This is a genomic window from Pseudomonas sp. PDM24 (assembly GCF_019218905.1).
Classification (GTDB): domain Bacteria; phylum Pseudomonadota; class Gammaproteobacteria; order Pseudomonadales; family Pseudomonadaceae; genus Aquipseudomonas.
Window position 1 is genome coordinate 1297423 of sequence record NZ_JAHUWR010000001.1, and the last position, 20205, is coordinate 1317627.

Genomic DNA, 20205 nt, shown 5'->3' on the forward strand with positions numbered 1-20205 from the left:
ATTCTCCGTTAACTCAACGATTGACCGAAGCGGCGGGAATGCGCAGCACCAAACAAGCACCGATGCACAGCACACCGGTAATCAGGTACATGCCAATGGCGCTCGAACCGGTAGTGGTGGTGATCCATCCAATCAGGTACGGCGAGCAGAACCCCGCAAGATTGGCAAAGCTGTTTATTCCGGCGATCCCGGCAGCGGCGGAGACACCACCAAGCAACGTGGTAGGCAGCATCCAGAACAGTGACGACGCCGACAGCACACCGGCAGCCGCTAGGCACAGGCTCAATACCGACAGCATCAGGTTGCCGCCGAACACCGCAGCCAAAGTGAGGCCGAGCGCGCCGGCAATCATCGGTGCGACCAGATGCCAGCGGCGCTCCTGGTGTTTGTCGCCGCTACGCCCCATCAGCACCATCGCGACGATGGCGCACAGGTAGGGGAGACTGGTGAGCAAGCCGATGTGCATCGGCTCGGCAACACCTGCGTTACGGATGAGCGTCGGCAGCCAAAAGGTGATCGCGTACTGGCCCATGACCACGCAAAAGTAGATGCAGGCAAGCGTCCACAGGCGGCGGTCCCGCAGGAATGCCCCGACCGATGCGTGGGTGACTTTGCGGCTGTTGTCCTCGGCCAGCTCTTTGCTGACGAGTGTTTTTTCTTCATCAGTCAACCAGGTCGCCTGGTGAACGCCATCTTTGAGGTAAGCCAGCACCATCAGGCCAACAATAACCGTCGGAATGGCTTCAATCACGAACATCCACTGCCAGCCCGCCCAGCCATGAAAGCCTGCGAACTGGGTCATGATGTAGCCTGAGAGCGGCCCGCCGATCATTCCTGAGAGCGGGATGGCGATGAACCACAGCACGGTCATTTTTGCGCGGCGGTAGGAGGGGAACCAGTAAGTGAGGTAGAGCAGCAAGCCCGGCGCGAGACCCGCTTCGGCGATACCGAGCAGAAAGCGCAGCGTATAGAACTGCCAGGCCGTTTCTACGAAGGCGAAGAGGGCGGAGATGATGCCCCACGAGATCATGATGCGCGCGATCCAGCGACGGGCACCGACCTTGTGGAGGATGAGGTTGCTTGGCACTTCGCAGAGGAAATAGCCAAGAAAGAACACGCCAGCGCCAAGCCCGTATACGGTCTCGCTCAGGGACAGGTCATTCATCATCTGAAGCTTTGCAAACCCGACATTTACCCGGTCCAGGTAAGCGCACAGGTAGCACAACATCAGGAAAGGCATCAATCGCCAGGCAGTTTTGCGATACGCGCTTGAGCGTACTGTGGACACAGCGTCGAGCGTCATGGTGGTCATCATGATGGTCTGATCTCTTGTTTTTATAGAACGCCGGGCTTGAGGCCCGACGTATCTTCGATCCAGAACTTAATGGGCAGCGGGTGGTTACACCTGTCGTCAGTGGATCAACATGCCGCCGTTTACATCCAGCGTGATGCCGGTGAGGTAAGAGGACAAGTCGCTGGCGAGAAACAGTGCCGCATTGGCAACATCCTGCGCTGCGCCCAGCCGGCCCAGCGGGATGCTTTCGATGATCGCGTGGCGGCGATCATCCTGCATCAGGCCGCCGGTGATGTCGGTATGGATCAAACCTGGCGTGATGGAGTTGACGCGAATGTTGTCCGCGCCAAATTCGCGCGCCATGGCCTTGCCCAGTCCGAGCACACCGGCTTTCGCTGCGCTGTAGTGTGGGCCGCCGAAAATGCCGCCACCGCGCTGGGCCGATACGGATGACATGCAGACGATGCTGCCCGAAGCCTGAGTGCGCATCACCGGAATGACCGCCTGCGACATCAACAGCGTGCCGCGCAGGCTTACATCCAGAACCTTGTCGTAATCGCCCGGGCGTATGTCCAGGGTCTTGATTGGCTGCGTGATGCCGGCATTGTTGATGAGTATGTCGATACGGCCGTAGTGCTCGACAACCTTGGCGACGGCTGCTTTGACTTGCATCTCATCGGCGACGTTGGCAGCCAGGCCCAGATGGCCTTCGCCGAGGGTGGCCGCAGCGTCGCGGGCGGCGGATTCGTCGAGATCCAGGATCACAACGCGGGCGCCGTGTTTGGCGAAGGTGACAGCCGTTGCGCGGCCGATACCACGTTTGGATGCAGCGCCAGTAATAATCGCGACTTTGCCTTGAAGAAGCATGAGGGGTACCTCTGATTGTTTTTATGGTTCGATTCAGCGATCGATGACTCAGAGTGGCTCCCGTCGACATGCCGAGCAATAACGCAAACGTCACTGCTACATGAATAAAATTCAGCACTCGTCAATGCAGACCGCAAATGCTTGAATGGCACTACCCGTTCAAGACCAAAAAACAGGCTGAATACTGATGCGCCAGGACGATATCCCTTCATCCAATCTGCCACCGCTGAGAGCAATTCAAGCCTTCGAGCAGACCGCCCGTTTTGGCAACCTGGCAAGAGCCGCCGAAGTGCTGGACCTCACGCCGTCAGCGATCAGCCACCAACTGGCCAAACTGGAGGTCATGATCGGTCGACAGTTGTTTGTGCGGGCAGCGCGTGGGGTGACGCTGACACCAGTGGGTGAGCAGTACTTGAAGGACATTTCCGGTTTATTGCAGAGCCTTGAAGTCGCTACCGAGCGGGCAGCGAGTGACGTGAGTCTGGATTGCCTGCGGCTGCATTCCTCCCCCAGCTTTGGCTTGCTCTGGCTAATGCCCCGGTTGGAGTCATTTCGCTTGACCAACCCGGACATCCAAATCAATTTGTCTTGCTCTTACGAATCGCTGCATTTCAGCCAGGACAAAATCGATGTCGATATTCGCCACGGCCGGCCTAACTGGCCCAGCTATGAAGTGCGCACCTTGCGCAACGAGAGTTTCGCTGTGCTGGCCTCGCCCAAGCTGATCGCGCGCTGCGCGGTATACAACGCAGCTGATCTTCTGGCTGAAGACCTGATTCTTTCCGAAGCGACCTTGCTCAGATGGCCTGAGTGGTTCGCTCAGCATGGCCTGGCGCGCCCCGAAAGACCCTACGCTTTGAGTTTCGACCGATCCTACATGAGCCTGGAAGCAGCGAGTCACGGTTTGGGATTCGCTCTCGAAAGTACGCTGCTGGCGCAAAAATACCTGGCCAGCGGTTCGCTGGTTGAGGTCGCCCCTGAAGCGTTGAGCTCTCCGGTAGCCGCCCACCATTTAGTGTTCCCCAAGGCACACTCCAGTTTTCCCAGAGTCAGGCGATTTTTGAGCTGGATGGAAGGGGAGTTAGGGCATAGCTTCGTGTTTTAGAGTTATGGCCTTCCGAGGGGTGACTACCGTCATTTCGACAATCGAACGCGATCATTGACCCATTCGAATACTCAGCAATCATGACTTTGCGTGGGATTTCAGAGGCTGCACATGGGTCAGCTAAAATCAGTAACCTGGGTCAAAATCGCATCAGCGCCAACACTTTGCACCACATGGTGGATGTCATGACGCCAAAGATTGGTACTAAGTAGCGATTGCCTGCTCGTCGTCGGCCCGGAGCTCGCCCAATACTGAGCGCGCCGGACGCGGTGCACCGAGATGCAGATAACGTAGCTCATCCATAAAGGCACTCCAAAGTGAAGGGCCGCCCTTTTCCAGCACCTCCGCGCGCAAAGACGCTTCCTTGCTCGGATGCGTATGCCGAACGCCCCAGGCAGCCATATGTGCGAGCAGAGGTACAAGCTGTATTGCCGCTTCCGTGAGGCTGTAAATTCCTTTCTGCTGATGTTTCGGATCCGGACATCGTGTCAGCAGGCCAGACGCGGTCAAGTGCTTCAGTCGACTTGCGAGGATGTTCGTGGCGATGCCTTCCTGGTTTTGCTCCAGCAGGGCGCCATAACTGCGTCTGTTCTCAAACATAACATCGCGGATAACGATCAGGCTCCAGCGGTCGCCGATCTGCTCAAGCGTCAGGTTGATCGGGCAGCCCGATCGTCTTGTTTGCTGCACTGCTATTCCCCTTAAATTTCCACTTGCATTATGCAAGTAGCGCAAATATTATTCAACCACTTGCACTTTGCAAGCGCTAAAAGAATCGAACATCTGGGTTTTTCAACACGGGTAACAGCGGCAATTCGGTGCTGCGTATGGCCGAAATGCGGTAACGGCGACATGGCACGATGAGCTGGCGTTTCACCGAAGATCATTACAGTTGTACGGACCAACATACCCCACCACACAGCGGTGGGAGATGGCGAAATTTAATCCGCCTACCCTCCCTCAACCCAACAGATAACGAAGAGAGGAAAAACCAATGAGCACCGAAGAGAGAAACAGGAATTTCGTGCTGGAAGCGTTTGATACGCTGTTCAACAAGCGCGACTATGCCGCGGCCGAACGCTTCTGGTCGCCCGACTATATCCAGCACAGTGCTTATATCGCGCCCGGTCGCGAAGGCCTGTTTGATCTCGTCAAGGCAGCGCCCGCCGAGTTTCGCTACGAAAATGGGCTGGCCGTGGCCTCGGGCGATTATGTCGTACTTCATGGCCGCTTCTCAGGATTCGGCGCCCCGACAAACTGGATCGTGGTCGACATAGTCCGCATCGAAAACGGCCAGCTCGCCGAACACTGGGATGTTATCCAAGACGAGGCCACGCGCGACGGTTCGAAAAGTGGGCTCCCGATGTTTGGCGACAGCTTTCCGAACTGATCCTACTGCGCCGCCCCTGGCGGCGGCCGCCAATTTTTCCTGAGGACAATTACCATGACTGATGCAAAAACATTGCTGTTAGACCTTCTTGCCGTTGTCCCCGACGGCAAGAAATGTGCTGAGCTGTTCGCCGAGGACGGCGTGCTGGAACTCCCATTCCTCCATTCGCTCGGTATTCCGACCCGCCATCAGGGGCGCGAAGCCATCGCGGAGCTCTATGATTTTGTCGGCGGCAACCTTTATCCCGGCTTCAGCTTCAAACCCGAGAATACCACGGTGCTGATCGACACGAAGGATCAGGTGTACGCCGAATATCTGGCGGAAACGCGCGCGGCGTCGACCGGACGTCTCATCCATCACTTGTTCACGGGATACCTCGTTGCCGAGGGCGGCAAAATCAAGTTGCTTCGCGAGTCTCTTAACACGGTGGCCGCGGCACAGGCACTCCACCCAAACGGCGCTGCTGACCTGCCGCCACCGGAGGCGGAGATTTTCTCGGTTCCTCCGGGATATGAAAGCTAGGGTTGCCGAGGCCGCTGAGGCAGCGCACACATCGAAACGCACTTCATCGCCTCATTTAACCTGAACAACACCACCGAGGAAACACTCATGCCAATATTCCACGCCCACATTCCAGCTCAAAAATTCTCTAGCGAAGAGAAACGCGCGCTGGCGGATGCCTTGAATCTCGCTCTTCATGAAGCCATGGATACGCCCAAGGATGACCGTTTCGTCATCATCAGTGAGCACAAGGACGATGAGCTTTTCATCCATCCGACTTTTCCTGACATGAAGAGATCTGACAAGCGCATGGTCGTAACGGTGACGATAGGCACGAGCAGGACAGTGGAGCAGAAACGCAAGCTCGCGGAGTTGGTCACCCGATACGCAGTAGAAAAGGTGGGCGTCAGCCAGGACGATATCAGCCTGATCATGTATGCCGTTCCCTTGGAGAACATGAGCTTTGGCGGTGGCAAGCTGGTCTCTGACATTGACCTCTCCATGCCTTGGGTAAACAAGTAAGAAATACGAAAGCCGCCCCGTTCTTTAGAAACGGCGCAGCAGAATTGACTCGAAACGAATGTCTCGTTCGTTTCTCAGGCGTGGGGCTCATGTGGCTCCGATCCGACACCATGCTCTGGACGGGTATCGGGATGAATGCAGCCATCACTTCGACCATGGTGTTGCGCACGCGCACCGAGCCGGAGGCACTGTAGGCGACAGTCCTTGCGCTCGTCCCCAAAGAGGTAAAGCTATGACCGATTGGCATTTCTACGAACCGGCGCAGGGACATTCCCTGCGGCACGATCCGCTCAACGCCATCGTCGCTCCGCGCCCGATCGGCTGGATCAGTACTGTCTCCAACGACGGCGTACGTAACCTTGCTCCCTACAGCTTTTTTAACCTATTCAGCTACAAGCCGCCGATTATCGGCTTTTGCTCGCTTGGCGCGAAGGACTCGCTCGCCAATGCGCGTGCGACTGGCGAGTTCGTATGGAATCTGGCGACGCGAGAACTCGCCGAGGCGATGAACGCCTCTGCGGCGATGGCGCCAGCGGACGTCGATGAATTCGAGTTGGCGAAGTTGGAGACGCTGCCCTCCGCAAAAGTACGGCCATCGCGCGTTGCGGCTAGCCCGGTGCAGTTCGAGTGCGTGGTCACCCAGATCGTGCAGCTTGAGGCGCAAGGCGGTGTTGCGCTCCCGGCGTGGCTGGTGTTGGGCGAAGTAGTAGCGATCCACATTGACCAGCAACTGATCAAAGACGGCGTGTATCAGACTGCGCATGCGCGCCCGATCCTGCGCGGAGGTGGGCCGGCCGACTATTTCGAAATCGGCGCGGAGCAGCTCTTCACGCTTGAGCGACCAGGCAATTGACCTGGCATCGAGTGACCGAGGCAAAAGGGTGGAAGGCATGAACTGCCGCTGCGCATAGGGTTTACGGCGCCGCCTGACCTCTTTCTACAAGGAGAACTTCCATGTTTCGACGTACCGATATCGCGTTCGAAGCCGAGGGCGGCGTCACGCTGCGCGGCTGGCTCTATATTCCCACCGGCGGCACCGCCCCCTATCCTGCCATCACGATGGCGCATGGTTATGCCGGCGTGAAGGAACACGGCCTGGAGCCATTCGCTGAGAAATTTGCCTCCAACGGCTTTGTCGTCCTCCTGCACGATCACCGCAACTTCGGCGCCAGCGAAGGCACGCCGCGCCAGGATATCGACACCATGGTGTCAGATCGCCGATTGGCGGCGCGCGATCAGCTTCCTCGAAGACCAGGACGCCGTCGACGCGAGGCGCATCGGCTTATGGGGCACGAGCTATTCCGGCGGTCACGCACTCGTGCTTGGCGCAACCGAACGCCGCTTGCGTGCGGTCGTCGCGCAGGTGCCGACGATCAGCGGCTTCGAGCAAGGGCTGCGCCGCATTCCGCCCGATGCTGTCGCCGCCATCGAGGATGCCTTCACGGCGGACGAGCGCGCGCAAGCACGCGGCGAGCCGCCGCGTAGGCAGGCAATCGTCAGCGCCGATCCGGCCGTCCCTGCTTCGTACCGCACCAAGGAAGCCATCGAGTTCTATCTGCAGCCCGTACCCGACGGCGCCTGGGAGAACAGCGTCACGGTGCGCTCGACGCGCGCTGCGCGCATGTACGAACCGGGCACGTGGATTGCGCGCGTGTCCCCCACGCCGCTGCTGATGATCGTCGCGCTGCAGGACACGATCACGCTGACCGATCTTGAGCTGGCCGCCTACGAGCGTGCCGTTGAGCCAAAGCGCCTCGTGACGATTCCCGGCGGCCACTTCGATCCGTACATCACCAGATTCGATCAATCAAGTACCGCCGCGCTGGACTGGTTCAAGGAACACCTCTCCTAACCTCAACTTGCGACAACTCGGGAGCCCGACATGTCTCATCTCACCCATACCATCGAGAACGGCATAGCAACGATCATTCTTGATCGCTCGCCGCAAAACCGCATCGACGACCAGATGGTTGACGAACTGGCTACGGCAGTCAGCGCGATCGAACGCAGTGACGCACGCGTCGTGCTGGTGCGCGCCGAAGGCGAGAGCTTCAGCTTTGGCGGCGACATCATGTCCTGGCCCGATGACACCCCCCGCCAGTTGCGTGCACGCTTCGAGGGTTACATGGACGTCTTCAATCGCTTCGAACGTCTGACCCTGCCTGTCATCGCCGTGGTGCAAGGCTTGTGCGCCGGCGGTGGTTTCGAACTGGCGTTGCGTGCCGATGTAATCTTTGCCGCCGAAAGCGCAACATTCTGCCATCCGGAACAGTCGCTTGCCTTAGTGACCCTGTTGGGCGGCATCTACCGCGTCGCCGAACGTGCAGGACGCGTACGAGCCATGGAATGGGCGCTGACTTCCGAGCGTGTCCCCGCCGCGACGATGGAGCGCTTCGGCGTAATCAACCGCGTCGTCGCCGATGCCGAACTGTTTGCAACGGCGCATGCGTTCGCCGCGAAGTTTGTGCATGGCCCCACACGCGCCCACGCAGCTCACAAAGCCTTGCTGCGAGCCTGGGCCAACGGCGGTATACAGGCGGCCGACGATGTGATGTTCAACATTGCCATGCCCTTGTTCGAGACAGAAGACGTGAAGAACGGGCTTGCTTCGGCCATCAAGGCCCTGAAGGCCGGTACGCCGCGTCTGGAGCTCGAATTCAAGGGGCATTGATTTCCCATACGCAAACCGACTCAAGGAGAGGAACATGTACAAATTGCTAGCGCGGGTAGGCGAGGTGCATGAAAGAATCGGTGCGCTGGAAGCGGCATGAACCGCACAGCGTCACTATCGTTACCGGGGCGCACTACGGGCGCTGAAGGCTGTTCAGTGCCTACAAACATTCCTCTATCGCCATTGCCACGGTGGTCTACCACGTTCAGCCGTTCATGCTGGTCGGTCTGGGTGTGCTGTTTTTCGCTGAACGCCTCAGCGCCGCCAAGGTTGGCTGGCTGCTGTTGGCCTTCGCCGGGCTGATGCTGTTCGTGTCCGCCAAGGGCAGTGGGCAGGCCACCGGCGCCGACTACTTGCTCGGCGTCTGCCTGGCCCTGGCTTCGGCCTTTTTCTACGCCGTGGCGGCGGCGATCACCAAGCGCCTCAAGGACCTGCCCGCGCACCTGATCGTGCTGATCCAGATGGTGGTAGGCGTGCTGGTCCTGGCCCCGTTCGTGTGTGATCAAGGGCATGTACCTGCTCGATACACTGGACGCCGGGTCGGACGCGCCGTTGGTGCGCCTGCTTGGAAGCGGCGCGATCCTCAATGAAGTGCTGGCGGCGGCGAACCGGCTGCGCGAGCAATGGGGCGTGACGGTGCAGGTCTGGAGTGTCACCAGTTTCAGCGAGCTTGAACGCGATGCCAGGTCTGCCCAACACGCGCGTCTGGCGGGTGCGCAGACGACACTGGGACATGTCGAGCAATGCCTGGGCGGGTCCGCGCCGGTCGTGGCGGCGACGGACTATGTCAGGGCCTATGCGCAACTCATCGCTCCCTATGTCAGTGCGCCGTTCAAGGTGCTGGGCACGGATGGCTTCGGCTGTTCAGACACCCCCGGCGCGCCCTGCGGCGTTACTTCGAGGTGGACAGCCAGGCGATCTGCCTGACGGCTCTGCAGGCACTGGTGGAGCAAGGACGCCTGGCCGCAGACACGGTCGCCAAAGCCCGTCGTATCATGGACGGTACGGATAATCGCCATGCTTGACCGCCTTGGATAGCCAGGATTGACCTGGGTGGTGTTCCAACTCAGCTACCTGTGGCTGTGGCTGGTGTGGCAGGTGCTGTCATATGACCTTGCGGGTTGGCGTACCTTGCTGGTCGCCACCCATCTGGCTCAGCAGCAGTGCCTGCAGCTCTTTTGCGGGCCGTTGTGAGTGCCCGGTCATCCAGCGTTTAAGTGTGCGACGGCTTGAATCAAAGACTCTCAGGGTCGCCAAAGAACATTTGACTACGGCTCTAAGACGGTGGTTTCAGGATGAAATAAACTAGCGGTGCCCCCAGTTTTGCCCCCGCTCGCACGCAGTACACGAGCGAGCGAGAAAGGGGATACTTGACAGAATTCCAATATGGCACTGGGTGGCTTTTAGTGTAACTCCACATTGGCGTTATATGGAGAGTTGGTACTCATCCTGTATCGAGCAAGGTCGCTCTCGGTCGAGATCAGCAACCTGCTTATCCTGGTGATAAGCTACTTCGCCGTTACTGTGAATACCGGATGCTGTGCCCTGTCTGCCGATTACTATCCCACGCATACACGAGCCACCGATGGGCTGGGTAGCTTACGCCAGAGAAAACATGCATGCCCCGATTCGTTTACTGCAGCAGGCGATGGGCGAGGAGGTGCGTTAGTACCTCCAGATCGAGGTTGATGGGGCGTTCAGTACTGCTGTGTCTGAGAGAGCTCGCGCGTGCCGAGCGCGAAGAACTCAAGCCGCTCCTCTCTAGCCGCACTGCACTGTTTGTCGCGGAAAACTGGAGGGGGACTTTACTGCGTTCAAACCGTTGCATTACTCATCTTCCCTAATGCGGCACTGAGGCGTCGGCACTTACTCATAGCCAAACGTGCGATGCGCAATATAGCATAGGGCTACCATCGTGCTGCCGCCGATGGCCCATAAAGGCTGCCACGCGTCATTGAGGCACGCCTAACGTTCACCGCCCTAAAGAACCGCCTGCTTCAAACGATAACCTGGCATGCGCTTACGTCGAGCCCCCCGGCTTGTGAAGGATCTGCACCCAATGGATTGTGAATTTGATTCGAATCGACAAGCCCGTAACCTTTCTACTGCCCTTTGATCGGTACAGCCTGACGCTTTCGCACCGCTTGCTGGACAGCATGGGGGGCGTATCGCGTTTTTTGCTGAGGGCCATCGAACAGGAGCTTTCGCTCGCCGCGTTGATCGAGGTCACGGCGTTTAGCGAAGCAGTGCTGCTCAACCAGTTGGCCTACCTGCAGGCTCACCATTATCTGCAGGTAGAAGAGGGCGATGATGGCCTGCTTTTGTGGCTGACACCGCGAGGCGCTTCCATCGTGCAGGTGGAGCGCTTGCTTGAGGACTCGCGCCTCAGTATCTGGATGGATGCCTTTACCCTCTCTCGCCATGCGGTGCACATGGTGATGTTCGACGACTGCGCGACATTACCACCTCCCATGCCAGCAGATGATGCACTCTCGGCCGTTGTCGTCAATGTGCCTCGCCGAACAGGGCGGGCAGGGCGACCTCGGCTCTTCGATGATGCCAACCGCCTGAGGGGGCTGCTTGAGCAGAGCGGGCTGAAACAACTCCTCGAACATTGCTGGGGAGCCGATTGCGAATTGATCGCCAGTGAGTTCGAACACTGGGAGTTCGAACTTGGTAAAGACGAGGGTGAGCAAGCTGAGTTGCAGGTGCCCGTCGAGTATGCTGCGGGGGAACTGCTGCTGCGCTTGAAGACATCCAGCAATCAATGCAAACCAGACGCGTTGCCACTGCTGACCTTACCGGTGATCGAGCTTACACACTCCTTTAAGCGAGTTGCGCATTTCCCATGGCCAGTAGACCTGCCGCCTACGTGTGTTCAGCGGCTTGAGTTGGTCAGCTCCGGCACCTTGACCCGGTTCGCGGAAAACGCAGTGGCCGAGGCTGAGGATGCCAGGCATTCCAAACTACCCATGTGCCCTGAAACAGCCGTCCCAGCAGCGCTTGGCACGGTGACCGTGCCGCCAGGCATCTCCATGCAAGCCAGCACCAGAACTCTGCGGCTTTTGTGTTCCATGGATGAGGTGCAATTTAGCCGTCATCTGCAGTGCACCCCTGACGCATTGATCCTGTCCCATAACCTCATGACGACAGAAACGGCGGAACTAGCATGATCACTGTCAACGTATTCGCGACCTTGTTCGACTGGGACGATAAAACCACGGAGCGGGTCAAGCGAGCCAGTGGCGTGACACGCACCCTGTATACGATGGCTCGCACGGGAAAAGCAGCCGCCAGCCCGCTGATTTTCGTCGAGGCGGGGCTGGCATTTCTGGATGCCTTGGGCGCTTATGCAGATTATCGCCAGGCTAAAAGTAATACACAGGCGCTGGAGGCCGAAGGTGAAGCACTACGCCGTGAACTCAAGGAACTCGAGAAGCAATTCCGGATACAGGCCAAGACGCGAGACTTGAAGTTCAGTGCGCAGATGGACGCGTTGCGCAATCAACTGGAGGAACGTGACGTGAAACTGAGCATCGGGGTTGCGAACCTGGAGAAACTGGGCAGGCATATCAAGCGGCTGGGTGATTATGTGACCCAGCAGCGGTTTGCGTTGGCGCCCAGTTGCGTGCCCTTGTTGAAATTGGAGCGCACCTATTATCAGTTGGTTGACGCACAGCTCAGTGCAGCACTCACGCTTGTAGACGAGTAAGGAGCCCACTATGAAAAAGGCAAAGCCGCAAAAGACTGCATCCGACGAGAAGGCAGGCGACAGCGAGAAGGTCACCTTGAAAAAGCTCGACCACGCCGCGGGTATCGTCAAAGCCGCTCTTACCACGGGCGGCAAGCTTGCCGATTGGGGTAAGCAAGCCACAGCGAGCAAAGCCTCGATTGAAGGCAGCAGGGCGCGCGTGCGCGCCGCCGAGGAGAAGACCCAGCAGGTGGCATGGAACGCTACGCAAAAGATGCATGAAACCGAGCGCCTGCGGCAGAAGGATTCCAATGAGCACACCCAGGCAATGGCCAAACTGCAGATGGAGCATGAGCAGATGGTGACCCTCGACCAGGAGCGGGGGCGTGTCCTCGATAAGATGCTGGAGGAGCCCACTAGCCTTGACCAACTGACGCACAGCTACCGCGCGCTCATTCCACCCAAGCCCTGAGACGGACGTCCTATGTATCAATACGTTGCCGCCGGCCTGTTCGTACTAGGTGCAACGGCTGTCGCCTGGCTCCTGGATCGCGAAACCGATGAAGAGCGCGAGTTGCATGAGGAATTGGAACGGCGTAACGCCCGGGCGCGCAGTGACTATCAGGCAGCCAGCAAGGCGGACGCCAGGGAGCAGGCGCGCGCGCATGAAAGGGCCGCGCTTGGGTTGAAGGCTGAGTATCAAGAGTACTGCTTCAAGTTCCGATCCCGGCTCCAGGGCCCCGCCAAAGAGTTCGACGCGCTGGCGCAACGGTTGGCCAACGACTTGGCTGATGTGTCGATCAGCCCCTACAGGCGTAACGCATTACGCCTGCTGAGCGGTCGCCTGCAAGACACGCAAAATCGCCTGGCTGGCTTTTTCGCGTACTGCGAGTGGTACTTGCACACCTTGGAAAAACTCGCCCAGCGGCAACAGTTCAGTGACCTGATGAGCATGGCGCAGCCGCAGTCCCGGCTGCCTGACGACTGGTTCTACAGCGGTAAGGTGGTCTTGGCATCAGTCGCGGAAATAGATCATGCCTTCAACGCCTATCGCCAGAGGCTTGAATTGCGTGCGGAGAAACAAGCTGACGCTTGGACCGACACGCAACAGCGCTCGCTGATGATGCAGTATCCCGATCAGAACGCTGTGCCGGTGCAGATGATAGGCAACGCAAAACGGCCGGACTTCTTCAAAGCCTGTGTGTTTCGTGGCGCCTTGCACGCCGAACACATACTTGAAAACGTGCCGTGCACAGCCTTCATAGAAAAAGCGCGAGTATCGCCACAGCATGGCGACGGTTACACCGTGCGATGTTTTCCAAGCTTCTGTTCCGTCGACAAACAGCAGGCCGCGAACGCCGGTATCGTCGCATTCCTGCCGCGCAGCGAGTCGAGTTTCCCCGGTAAGCTTTACCCCCGTGGTGAGCGTATTGAGGTTTACGTTCATTACTACGATCTGCTGTTGAGCAAGGACCAGGTGACTGTGACACAGCACCCAGAGTCACTTCGTCACGGCGAACAGAGTACGGCACCGGTGTTCATCCACGTGGACACTACCGTACACGACCTCCAAGGTCTGGAACGTGAAAGCGTCGGCGTGCCGTGGCAGCTACGGAGTACAGTTGAAGTCGATGGCGTGCTGATCGTCTCTCTGCAACTTGGCGCATGGCAGGTCGAGGCCAAGGTCAGCGCCAAGCACGCTCAGCTAGAGATCTCGAGCTTGATACGCACCGGTTTCGACAGTGTTGATCTGGATACTTTGCCTTGCCCGGTGCGCTTGATCGACGTGAAACTTAAAGACAGCGTCTTCTGTGATGCCTTGCAGTTCGAAGCTTTTCTGACGTTTTGCCGTCAGCAGACGCTGTTCGCTGGTGATGGCCTGGCACGCAAGCGGGCTGGGCAGTTTTTTGAACGGTGGAATGCGGTCACTGATTACCTGTTGGCTGAAACTGGACATATCGTTTTCAGCTTGAGTGATGTCACCGAGTTGGATGAACGCAGCCTGGAGTGCGCCTGCAACTTGAGTCTGGACGACGGCTTAATGAAGCTGATCGAAAAGGCACGTAATACGCCACGGTTGTTCGTAGAGCAGTTGTTCCTGAGTGCCAATGGCGAACAGCGCTGGTTGCAGGTCGCCGAGTTGCATGGGGTGCCAGAGGCCGTTGCTTCAAAGCGTTATCAAGTCGAGCATAAAGGTCTGAAGCGGCCGGCCCCCAATAGCGGATACCTCGGCGTGCAGCCGTCTCAGTACCGAATCCGGTTCCCTAACCGCGGTGAACTGGCAAATCTTGGAAGGCAAAAGGTCGCCCTTCAGGGGTTCTTGGGGGGACGCCTGGTAAACCGGGAACTGCAGCAGATTCTGTTGATGCCGGACCGGTACGCTCCGAAACCCGATCCCTTCTGGCGTGAACGGGTCGCTGACGGCTTGAAGTGGCGGGATCCCAATTGGCAGGAACCTGGCAAAGCGAAGGCGGCCAAGCAGGTTATCGAGGCGGCCCTCATTGAGTCCAATTTGTACTTGGTCCAGGGGCCACCTGGTACGGGCAAGACCACCTGCATCGTCGAATTGTTGCACCAGTTGTTTTCCGCAAAGCCCGACTCCAAGGTCCTGGTAGTTTCACAGCAGAACACGGCGGTGGATAACGCCCTGGATCGTTTCCTGGAGCAGTTTCCAGGCTTCAGTTCCAATGTCCTGCGCATAGGTAACGACGTAAGCAAGGTTCAAGTCGAAGTACAGCCGCGCATGACCGAGAACGTGTTGATGGAGTATCTGCGTGCACGCCAGCAGGACTACAGCCTGGCCAGTCTCGAAAACTCCGTAAAAGCCGATTGGATCGAATCCTGGATGGATAGCATCTACCATCCCTCGGATCAGGGCCGATCAACGTTCGATGACGAACTGGCTGAACTCGTTGTCCAGGATCACGGTTTGATCGGCGCTACCTGCGTGGGGCTATCATCACGGCGTTACGGCATGGATCGGCTCGCGTTCGACATCTGCATTGTGGACGAAGGGGGAAGAGCAACGGTTCCCGAACTGCTGATTCCGCTGATGCGCAGCCGTAAGGCAATTATTATCGGCGATCACTTCCAGCTTCCTCCGAGCATCGGCCGGGCCTTGCTGGAAGCCGACGCAAAAACGGCGTTGCCGTTTCTCGAAGAGACATTCCTCAAGACCAGCTTTTTCGAGCAGCTGTATGACAACCTGCCAACGGCGTGCTCCGGCAGGCTTGTGGAGCAGTTCCGCATGGTCGAACCAATCGGGGATCTGGTGGCTGATCTGTTCTACACCAGAGATAACGTGAGGGGGCTGCACAATGGAAAGGTGCATGAGCGCGAGCATTTCCTTGACCGGGAACACTGCCTCCGCTGGGTGGATGTGCCTCATGGCAAGGAAGGAAACGAGGGCGACGGAGGCACCAGTTTGTTCAATGATGGGGAAGCCGAGGCGATAATTGACTTTCTGACAACTTCCGCACAAAAACTGGCTGTACGCCAAGCTGATGCACCTGACAGTTTTGAACGCAAGACCGTCGCAATCATTACCCCTTACGGCGCTCAAAAACGCCTGATCAACAAACTGTTCTCTGCGCTTAAAAAGACCGTGGCTGTTATTGACCAAGTGTTCGAAGTAAAGATCGATACGGTGGATAGCTTCCAGGGAAGCGAGGCGGATATCGTGCTGTATTCGACGGTTCGAACACAGGGAGGAATTCGTTTCCTGTTGGACCGACAACGCCTGAATGTTGCGTGCTCCCGGGCGCGGGAAAGTCTAACGTTCTTCGGCCACGCTCAGTTTCTGCGCAGGCAGGAACGCGGTAAGAACGCGTTGTTCAGTTTGATCATAGAGCGTGGTGCGAGGGCCACGGCATTCAATCGTGCTCTGGCCAAGGTGCAGAAGAAAAAAGAGTCTCTTTCGTCACGCGGGTAGGCTACTGCACGCATTTTGACAATGTCAGGGGCGCTGGCAGGACTGACTACGGCTAGCCGCCATCGAACACATTACAAGGATCGTCATATGAACCAAGCCGTGAGCGAACGGCAATTTGCCCCACATCTGTCGCTTGACGTGGAGGGCATAACCGTTGCTTCCACGAACCTGGACAATGTGTTCAACGCCAGGAAGGTTCCATCCAGCGACGGCAGCTATATTTTCGGTAGATTGACTTTGCCTGAATATCAACGCCCATATCGCTGGAGCGAAGAGCAACTGGCGCGACTGCTCGATGATTTACGAGGCTTCTTCAGCACGGATGCCCCGGGTCACGATTTCTACCTGGGTAGCATCATCCTGCACCAGCAAGGTGGCGACGGCCGTGAGCGTGGAATTCTGAATATCATCGACGGCCAACAGCGCATCACCAGTCTGGCGCTGCTCTATTGCCTGCAGAAGGGCGACAAGGGCGCACCTGCGTTGGAGTTCAACTCGCCAGAAAGTTATCGGCGTATCCAGCAGAATTTCCGGTGGCTAGAGCAGCAAAAATTGCCGCGGATAGACTTCTCGCGCATCAACGTGACCCTGGTCGTCACGCGGCGAGAAGACGACGCCTACCGCTTTTTCGAAACACAGAACACCTCTGGCGTTCGTTTGGGCGGCGCAGACATCATCAAGGCTTATCATTTGCGCAGCGTGCTTGCGGCTACGCAGGATGATTTTGCCCGGACCTGGGAGCGCCTCGGTGATCTCAAGACGCTGGTCGCAACGCTGATGAAGTCCCGTCATTGGGAGAGCCTGCGCTGGCGAAATGTTGCCAGCGATCGTGACCCGCTGCTCGAACGCAAGCAGATCGTCACGGAGTTCGCCGAGAGAACGCTCGCCAATACTGCCGATACTGCCTATCGGCCCTTACAGGTGCACCGCGATGCCGGGGGCAAGGAAATGCATAGCGTCCAGCCGGGGTACGCCATGCGACAGCCTCTGGGCGCCGGGGTTAACACGATACGTTACGTCGCCTACTTCCATAGCCTTCGCCAGACGTTACTCGACGTCGGTGAAGCACCACCTAAAGGCTCGTTCGCCTACTACTACAAACGCTTGTCCAAGGATGCGTGCGGCAGCGTGTTCCTGAGCAGGGCATACGAATGCGCTTTGCTGATGTATGCCAGCCAGTTCGGCACCGCCCGGCTGCTCGAAGTCAGCCTGTGGATGTTCCGGGTGATCTTTTCGATGCGCCTGATCAGGGAGGTCAGCGTACGGGAAGACGGTGTTCAAGCGCACATCAGGGACAATCCGCTGATGGACTGGATCGCCAGCAGCCATAGCGAAGATGAGCTATTGGAGTACTTGCGTAGCTATAAATACACTCCAACCGGGGCGGGACTCGATAAACACAGTATCAAGAAGCGCTTCGTAGAGTCGGTTTCCATCACGCTTCACTTGAACCTGCCGTGGCCGAACCCGATCCGTGTCGCCGCTGAATATGATGCCGAGCTGTGTGCCGCCATCAAACGAATCAGCCTTGCTGACATTGCCCGCCAAGGAGGTAAATGATGAGTGCTCAAGTCCAGTCCTATGTACAGACTGCCGCTACGCTGTGCCAGCAAGGTATATCGCTGACTATTCCCTGCTATCAACGCCCGTATATCTGGCCCAGTGACGACGTGGAGGCTCTGCTGGAGCAGATCATCCTGGCGAGCGAGCGCGATGCCGACGATCAACCCGCACAAGCGCATTACTTTTTCGGCACCGTGCTGACCAGCGAAGTGGTTCCGGGTTCAACTTCTGATGCTGCCATCGTCTACGAACTCATCGATGGCCAGCAACGAATGACGACATTGATGGTGCTGGCGCTTGCTCTCTGTTCGTTGATGCCATCTTCGCCGCTGCGGTCGCTGGTGGTCCTGGGCAATGCTCCGAGACTTACCTTCAATATTCGTGAAGAAGTCCAGTCTCGGTTGAGCGCCTGGGCGGGTTTGACGGCGGACATTGAGCCGGATGAAAAGGAGGTTTCGAATCCCTACCTCATACACTTGAGCGCTGCCCGAAAAGTAGCCTGCGACAGATTCAAGAGGTTGCAGGCCAAGGGCGGCGAGCAAGCCCTTGAGCGCGTCGGGGACTACCTGTTCAACCACGTGACCTGGGTCAACAATGTCATGCCCGCGGGCATGGACCTGAACAAGCTGTTCGCGACGCTGAACACCAGCGGGCTCCAGCTTGAGCAGACGGATATCCTCAAGGCTCGCTTGATGAAACGTATCAAGCAGAACCGTGCCACTTACGAAGGCATCTGGCAGGCCTGCGAAGATATGGGGAATTACTTCGAGAAAAACCTGCGCGATGTCTTCGCGGGTACCCATTGGGGGGCTTTGAGGTTCAACGATCTTGCGGATCATTCCTTCGACCATTTTACCCTTGAGCGCCCTGCAGACGGCTACGCAAAAGGCCGCACGATCAGCGAAATACGTTCGATGAAAGTGAAGGACGAGGCGGTTGAAGTGCCGCGCGAGAAGGATGAGGCTCGCTATCAGTCAGTCGTCAGCTTTGGCCTGTTGCTGATGCATGCCTTTCGAATTTATCGGCACACTCAGAACAGGCGTGATATCGGCTCACGACTCAACGACAGCAACCTCAATGAGTGTTTCTCCGGCTTTATCGAAACGGCCACTGCGGCGCAAGCCAAGGAGTTCATGGAATGCCTCTGGAACGTGCGATTTCAGTTCGACCGCTGGGTCGTCAAGTGGGTGCGCCTGGGTGAAGAAGATGAACGCACCTTGCGCCTGAGCACCATCAACAATCGAAGCAAAGGCAATGGCCCCGATTGGCGCACGGTCACTCTGGATACTTCCGACTTGAGCCAACTGCAGAGCATGCGTTACCTCACGGGTGAGCGCAGTGCTCAGTATTGGCTGACACCGTTCCTGGGCAGGCTGGTCGACTCGCCTGATATGAAGGAGCATCAAGTGCTGGCGTTGCTCGAACAGATCGATAACCAGCTCTCGCTCACCGAAATGACCCAGAAGGAAGCGAGCTATCGGCTGTTGTCCAGTGACACCGCCGAGCCGGTGTCCATCACAACGACAGTGGCTTATCTCAAGGAGCCCAATGGCACGAGTTTCGAGCACTACTGGTTCCAGAAACTGGAATACATTCTGTGGCGTGAACGCAGCACCTTCAACTGGCTTGACCTTGAAAAGCTGCACCTGTACAGGATTACGTCGAAGAACTCGGTCGAACATGTGCATCCGCAAAACGAAGAGTTCCGCAGGACATTACCTGACGAGTTGCTACACGGATTCGGCAATCTGGTACTGCTCAGTCCGGGTGAAAACTCCTCGTACAGCAACCTGGCGGTACTCAAGAAGCAAGCGGCATTCCGCGCCAAGCCCAAGTACGACTCCTTGAAACTGGCGCACATGTTCCACGTGTTGGGCAAGGGAGACGATTGGGGGCAGGACCAGATCAAGCAGCATGCGCAAGCGATGTTCTCGCTCATCGAGGCGCACTACGGCAAGTGAGCGTTCTGCCGCAACCGGGTGCAGGGCAGCAATACAGGGCTCGGGTAGTGGTGGACGCCACTGGTCGCAGTGCGGCCTTGTGTCGAAGTCTGGGCCTGCCCAGGCACGCGCAGGACCGTCTGGTCTGCGTACATGCACTACTTCCAGCTATAGAACATGACCAGGATCGTTGCACACGAGCCAGTGCTGATATGGACGGGTGGTGGTACAGCGTGCGTGTGCCCTCGGGGGAGCGGGTGCTGGCCTACCTCTGGATGCGGGCGATCCGGCGCTACGCGGGTTGCGCAGTGCGCAGGCTTTGCTCCTTTATGCAAGGCGCCTTCCACTGTTAGCGCCAGTGTTACCTGAGAGCGTTTCGCATATTTCGACACAGGTGCGGCCAGCCGGCAGCGCGGTCTTAAATATAGCCGACGGTGTGCCAGGACCGGGGTTTTACGCAGTGGGCGATTCGGTGCTTGCTTTCGATCCGCTTTCGTCGCAGGGGTTGTTCCATGCGTTGGCCTCGACGGAAAGAACTGCCACAGCGATTGCCCGTGAGTTTGAGGGCTATCTCAGCGCCGGCCAGCACTACTTTTTGGAGATGCGTCATGTGCAGGCGCGCTATTACAAGCATCTCGCTGCAACCTACGCCAGGCCGGTGCGCTACTGCGACCGCCCGTTCTGGGCGCAACGGCGCGATCAGGTTGATTGGATGGGGGCGGGATGAACC

General features: G+C 57.8%; 20 protein-coding genes and 1 pseudogene. 18 read left to right on the top strand and 3 right to left on the bottom strand.

Going from position 1 to position 20205, the window contains the following annotated elements; all coding sequences use genetic code 11:
- Positions 1-13 precede the first annotated feature (13 nt).
- Entirely contained in the window at positions 14-1315 is a 1302-nt protein-coding gene (locus KW837_RS05920; RefSeq protein ID WP_218394861.1) for an MFS transporter, read from the bottom strand.
- 96 nt (positions 1316-1411) lie between these two features.
- On the bottom strand, positions 1412-2161 hold the full coding sequence (locus KW837_RS05925) for an SDR family NAD(P)-dependent oxidoreductase (RefSeq protein WP_218394862.1): 750 nt from the start codon (positions 2159-2161) through the stop codon (positions 1412-1414).
- Between the two features lie 187 nt (positions 2162-2348).
- Between KW837_RS05925 and KW837_RS05930 the strand changes: the two genes are divergently transcribed.
- Positions 2349-3266, top strand: a complete 918-nt coding sequence (locus KW837_RS05930) for a LysR substrate-binding domain-containing protein (RefSeq protein ID WP_192343064.1) — start codon at positions 2349-2351, stop codon at positions 3264-3266.
- A gap of 204 nt (positions 3267-3470) precedes the next feature.
- Here KW837_RS05930 and KW837_RS05935 read toward each other — a convergent pair whose 3' ends face one another.
- Positions 3471-3956, bottom strand: coding sequence for a helix-turn-helix domain-containing protein (locus KW837_RS05935; RefSeq protein ID WP_218394863.1), 486 nt, complete (start codon positions 3954-3956; stop codon positions 3471-3473).
- A gap of 304 nt (positions 3957-4260) precedes the next feature.
- Here KW837_RS05935 and KW837_RS05940 point away from each other — a divergent pair, with 304 nt between their 5' ends.
- The 17 genes and pseudogenes from KW837_RS05940 to KW837_RS06015 all read left to right on the top strand — a co-directional run bounded on the left by KW837_RS05940 (position 4261) and on the right by KW837_RS06015 (position 20202).
- Positions 4261-4656, top strand: a complete 396-nt coding sequence (locus tag KW837_RS05940; protein WP_192343066.1) for a nuclear transport factor 2 family protein — start codon at positions 4261-4263, stop codon at positions 4654-4656.
- A gap of 54 nt (positions 4657-4710) precedes the next feature.
- On the top strand, positions 4711-5178 hold the full coding sequence (locus KW837_RS05945) for a nuclear transport factor 2 family protein (protein ID WP_192343067.1): 468 nt from the start codon (positions 4711-4713) through the stop codon (positions 5176-5178).
- A gap of 87 nt (positions 5179-5265) precedes the next feature.
- Positions 5266-5679, top strand: coding sequence for a tautomerase family protein (locus tag KW837_RS05950; protein WP_123585015.1), 414 nt, complete (start codon positions 5266-5268; stop codon positions 5677-5679).
- A 232-nt stretch (positions 5680-5911) separates the two neighbouring features.
- Entirely contained in the window at positions 5912-6532 is a 621-nt protein-coding gene (locus KW837_RS05955) for a flavin reductase family protein (protein ID WP_218394864.1), read from the top strand.
- 101 nt (positions 6533-6633) lie between these two features.
- A pseudogene (locus KW837_RS29005) lies at positions 6634-6810 on the top strand (alpha/beta hydrolase); the annotation flags it as partial.
- A gap of 1 nt (position 6811) precedes the next feature.
- Positions 6812-7531 (top strand): alpha/beta hydrolase, encoded by a 720-nt coding sequence (locus tag KW837_RS05960; protein WP_371317107.1) that lies wholly within the window; start codon positions 6812-6814, stop codon positions 7529-7531.
- Between the two features lie 30 nt (positions 7532-7561).
- The gene (locus tag KW837_RS05965; protein WP_218394865.1) at positions 7562-8350 is read left to right on the top strand and encodes an enoyl-CoA hydratase/isomerase family protein; all 789 of its coding nucleotides are present in this window, start codon (positions 7562-7564) and stop codon (positions 8348-8350) included.
- A 215-nt stretch (positions 8351-8565) separates the two neighbouring features.
- Complete coding sequence (locus KW837_RS05970) at positions 8566-8940, top strand: hypothetical protein (RefSeq protein ID WP_225603256.1); 375 nt, start codon at positions 8566-8568, stop codon at positions 8938-8940.
- Complete coding sequence (locus KW837_RS05975) at positions 8861-9277, top strand: hypothetical protein (protein ID WP_225603257.1); 417 nt, start codon at positions 8861-8863, stop codon at positions 9275-9277. Before KW837_RS05970 ends, KW837_RS05975 begins: the two co-directional genes overlap by 80 nt.
- Before the next feature lie 129 nt (positions 9278-9406).
- Positions 9407-9544 carry a hypothetical protein gene (locus tag KW837_RS05980; protein ID WP_218394866.1) on the top strand — a complete coding sequence of 46 codons (138 nt, stop codon included), beginning with the start codon at positions 9407-9409 and terminating at the stop codon, positions 9542-9544.
- A gap of 878 nt (positions 9545-10422) precedes the next feature.
- The gene (locus KW837_RS05985) at positions 10423-11523 is read left to right on the top strand and encodes a hypothetical protein (protein WP_218394867.1); all 1101 of its coding nucleotides are present in this window, start codon (positions 10423-10425) and stop codon (positions 11521-11523) included.
- Positions 11520-12062, top strand: coding sequence for a hypothetical protein (locus KW837_RS05990; RefSeq protein WP_218394868.1), 543 nt, complete (start codon positions 11520-11522; stop codon positions 12060-12062). The genes KW837_RS05985 and KW837_RS05990 overlap by 4 nt, the downstream gene beginning before the upstream one ends.
- Positions 12063-12072: 10 nt before the next feature.
- Positions 12073-12513, top strand: a complete 441-nt coding sequence (locus KW837_RS05995) for a hypothetical protein (protein WP_016780840.1) — start codon at positions 12073-12075, stop codon at positions 12511-12513.
- A 12-nt stretch (positions 12514-12525) separates the two neighbouring features.
- Positions 12526-15972, top strand: a complete 3447-nt coding sequence (locus tag KW837_RS06000) for a DEAD/DEAH box helicase (RefSeq protein ID WP_218394869.1) — start codon at positions 12526-12528, stop codon at positions 15970-15972.
- A gap of 87 nt (positions 15973-16059) precedes the next feature.
- Positions 16060-17532: a DUF262 domain-containing protein gene (locus KW837_RS06005; protein WP_218394870.1), complete on the top strand. Its 1473-nt coding sequence runs from the start codon at positions 16060-16062 to the stop codon at positions 17530-17532.
- Positions 17532-19496, top strand: coding sequence for a DUF262 domain-containing protein (locus KW837_RS06010; RefSeq protein WP_218394871.1), 1965 nt, complete (start codon positions 17532-17534; stop codon positions 19494-19496). The genes KW837_RS06005 and KW837_RS06010 overlap by 1 nt, the downstream gene beginning before the upstream one ends.
- A 439-nt stretch (positions 19497-19935) precedes the next feature.
- Positions 19936-20202, top strand: coding sequence for a hypothetical protein (locus tag KW837_RS06015; protein ID WP_218394872.1), 267 nt, complete (start codon positions 19936-19938; stop codon positions 20200-20202).
- Positions 20203-20205 lie beyond the last annotated feature (3 nt).

Coding starts and splice junctions, on each gene's coding strand:
- KW837_RS05995 (WP_016780840.1), top strand. CDS start 12,073: ATGAAAAAGGCAAAGCCGCAAAAGACTGCATCCGACGAGAAGGCAGGC.
- KW837_RS05955 (WP_218394864.1), top strand. CDS start 5,912: ATGACCGATTGGCATTTCTACGAACCGGCGCAGGGACATTCCCTGCGG.
- KW837_RS05990 (WP_218394868.1), top strand. CDS start 11,520: ATGATCACTGTCAACGTATTCGCGACCTTGTTCGACTGGGACGATAAA.
- KW837_RS05925 (WP_218394862.1), bottom strand. CDS start 2,161: ATGCTTCTTCAAGGCAAAGTCGCGATTATTACTGGCGCTGCATCCAAA.
- KW837_RS05920 (WP_218394861.1), bottom strand. CDS start 1,315: ATGATGACCACCATGACGCTCGACGCTGTGTCCACAGTACGCTCAAGC.
- KW837_RS06005 (WP_218394870.1), top strand. CDS start 16,060: ATGAACCAAGCCGTGAGCGAACGGCAATTTGCCCCACATCTGTCGCTT.
- KW837_RS06000 (WP_218394869.1), top strand. CDS start 12,526: ATGTATCAATACGTTGCCGCCGGCCTGTTCGTACTAGGTGCAACGGCT.
- KW837_RS05975 (WP_225603257.1), top strand. CDS start 8,861: ATGTACCTGCTCGATACACTGGACGCCGGGTCGGACGCGCCGTTGGTG.
- KW837_RS05930 (WP_192343064.1), top strand. CDS start 2,349: ATGCGCCAGGACGATATCCCTTCATCCAATCTGCCACCGCTGAGAGCA.
- KW837_RS06010 (WP_218394871.1), top strand. CDS start 17,532: ATGAGTGCTCAAGTCCAGTCCTATGTACAGACTGCCGCTACGCTGTGC.
- KW837_RS05970 (WP_225603256.1), top strand. CDS start 8,566: ATGCTGGTCGGTCTGGGTGTGCTGTTTTTCGCTGAACGCCTCAGCGCC.
- KW837_RS05940 (WP_192343066.1), top strand. CDS start 4,261: ATGAGCACCGAAGAGAGAAACAGGAATTTCGTGCTGGAAGCGTTTGAT.
- KW837_RS05950 (WP_123585015.1), top strand. CDS start 5,266: ATGCCAATATTCCACGCCCACATTCCAGCTCAAAAATTCTCTAGCGAA.
- KW837_RS05945 (WP_192343067.1), top strand. CDS start 4,711: ATGACTGATGCAAAAACATTGCTGTTAGACCTTCTTGCCGTTGTCCCC.
- KW837_RS05965 (WP_218394865.1), top strand. CDS start 7,562: ATGTCTCATCTCACCCATACCATCGAGAACGGCATAGCAACGATCATT.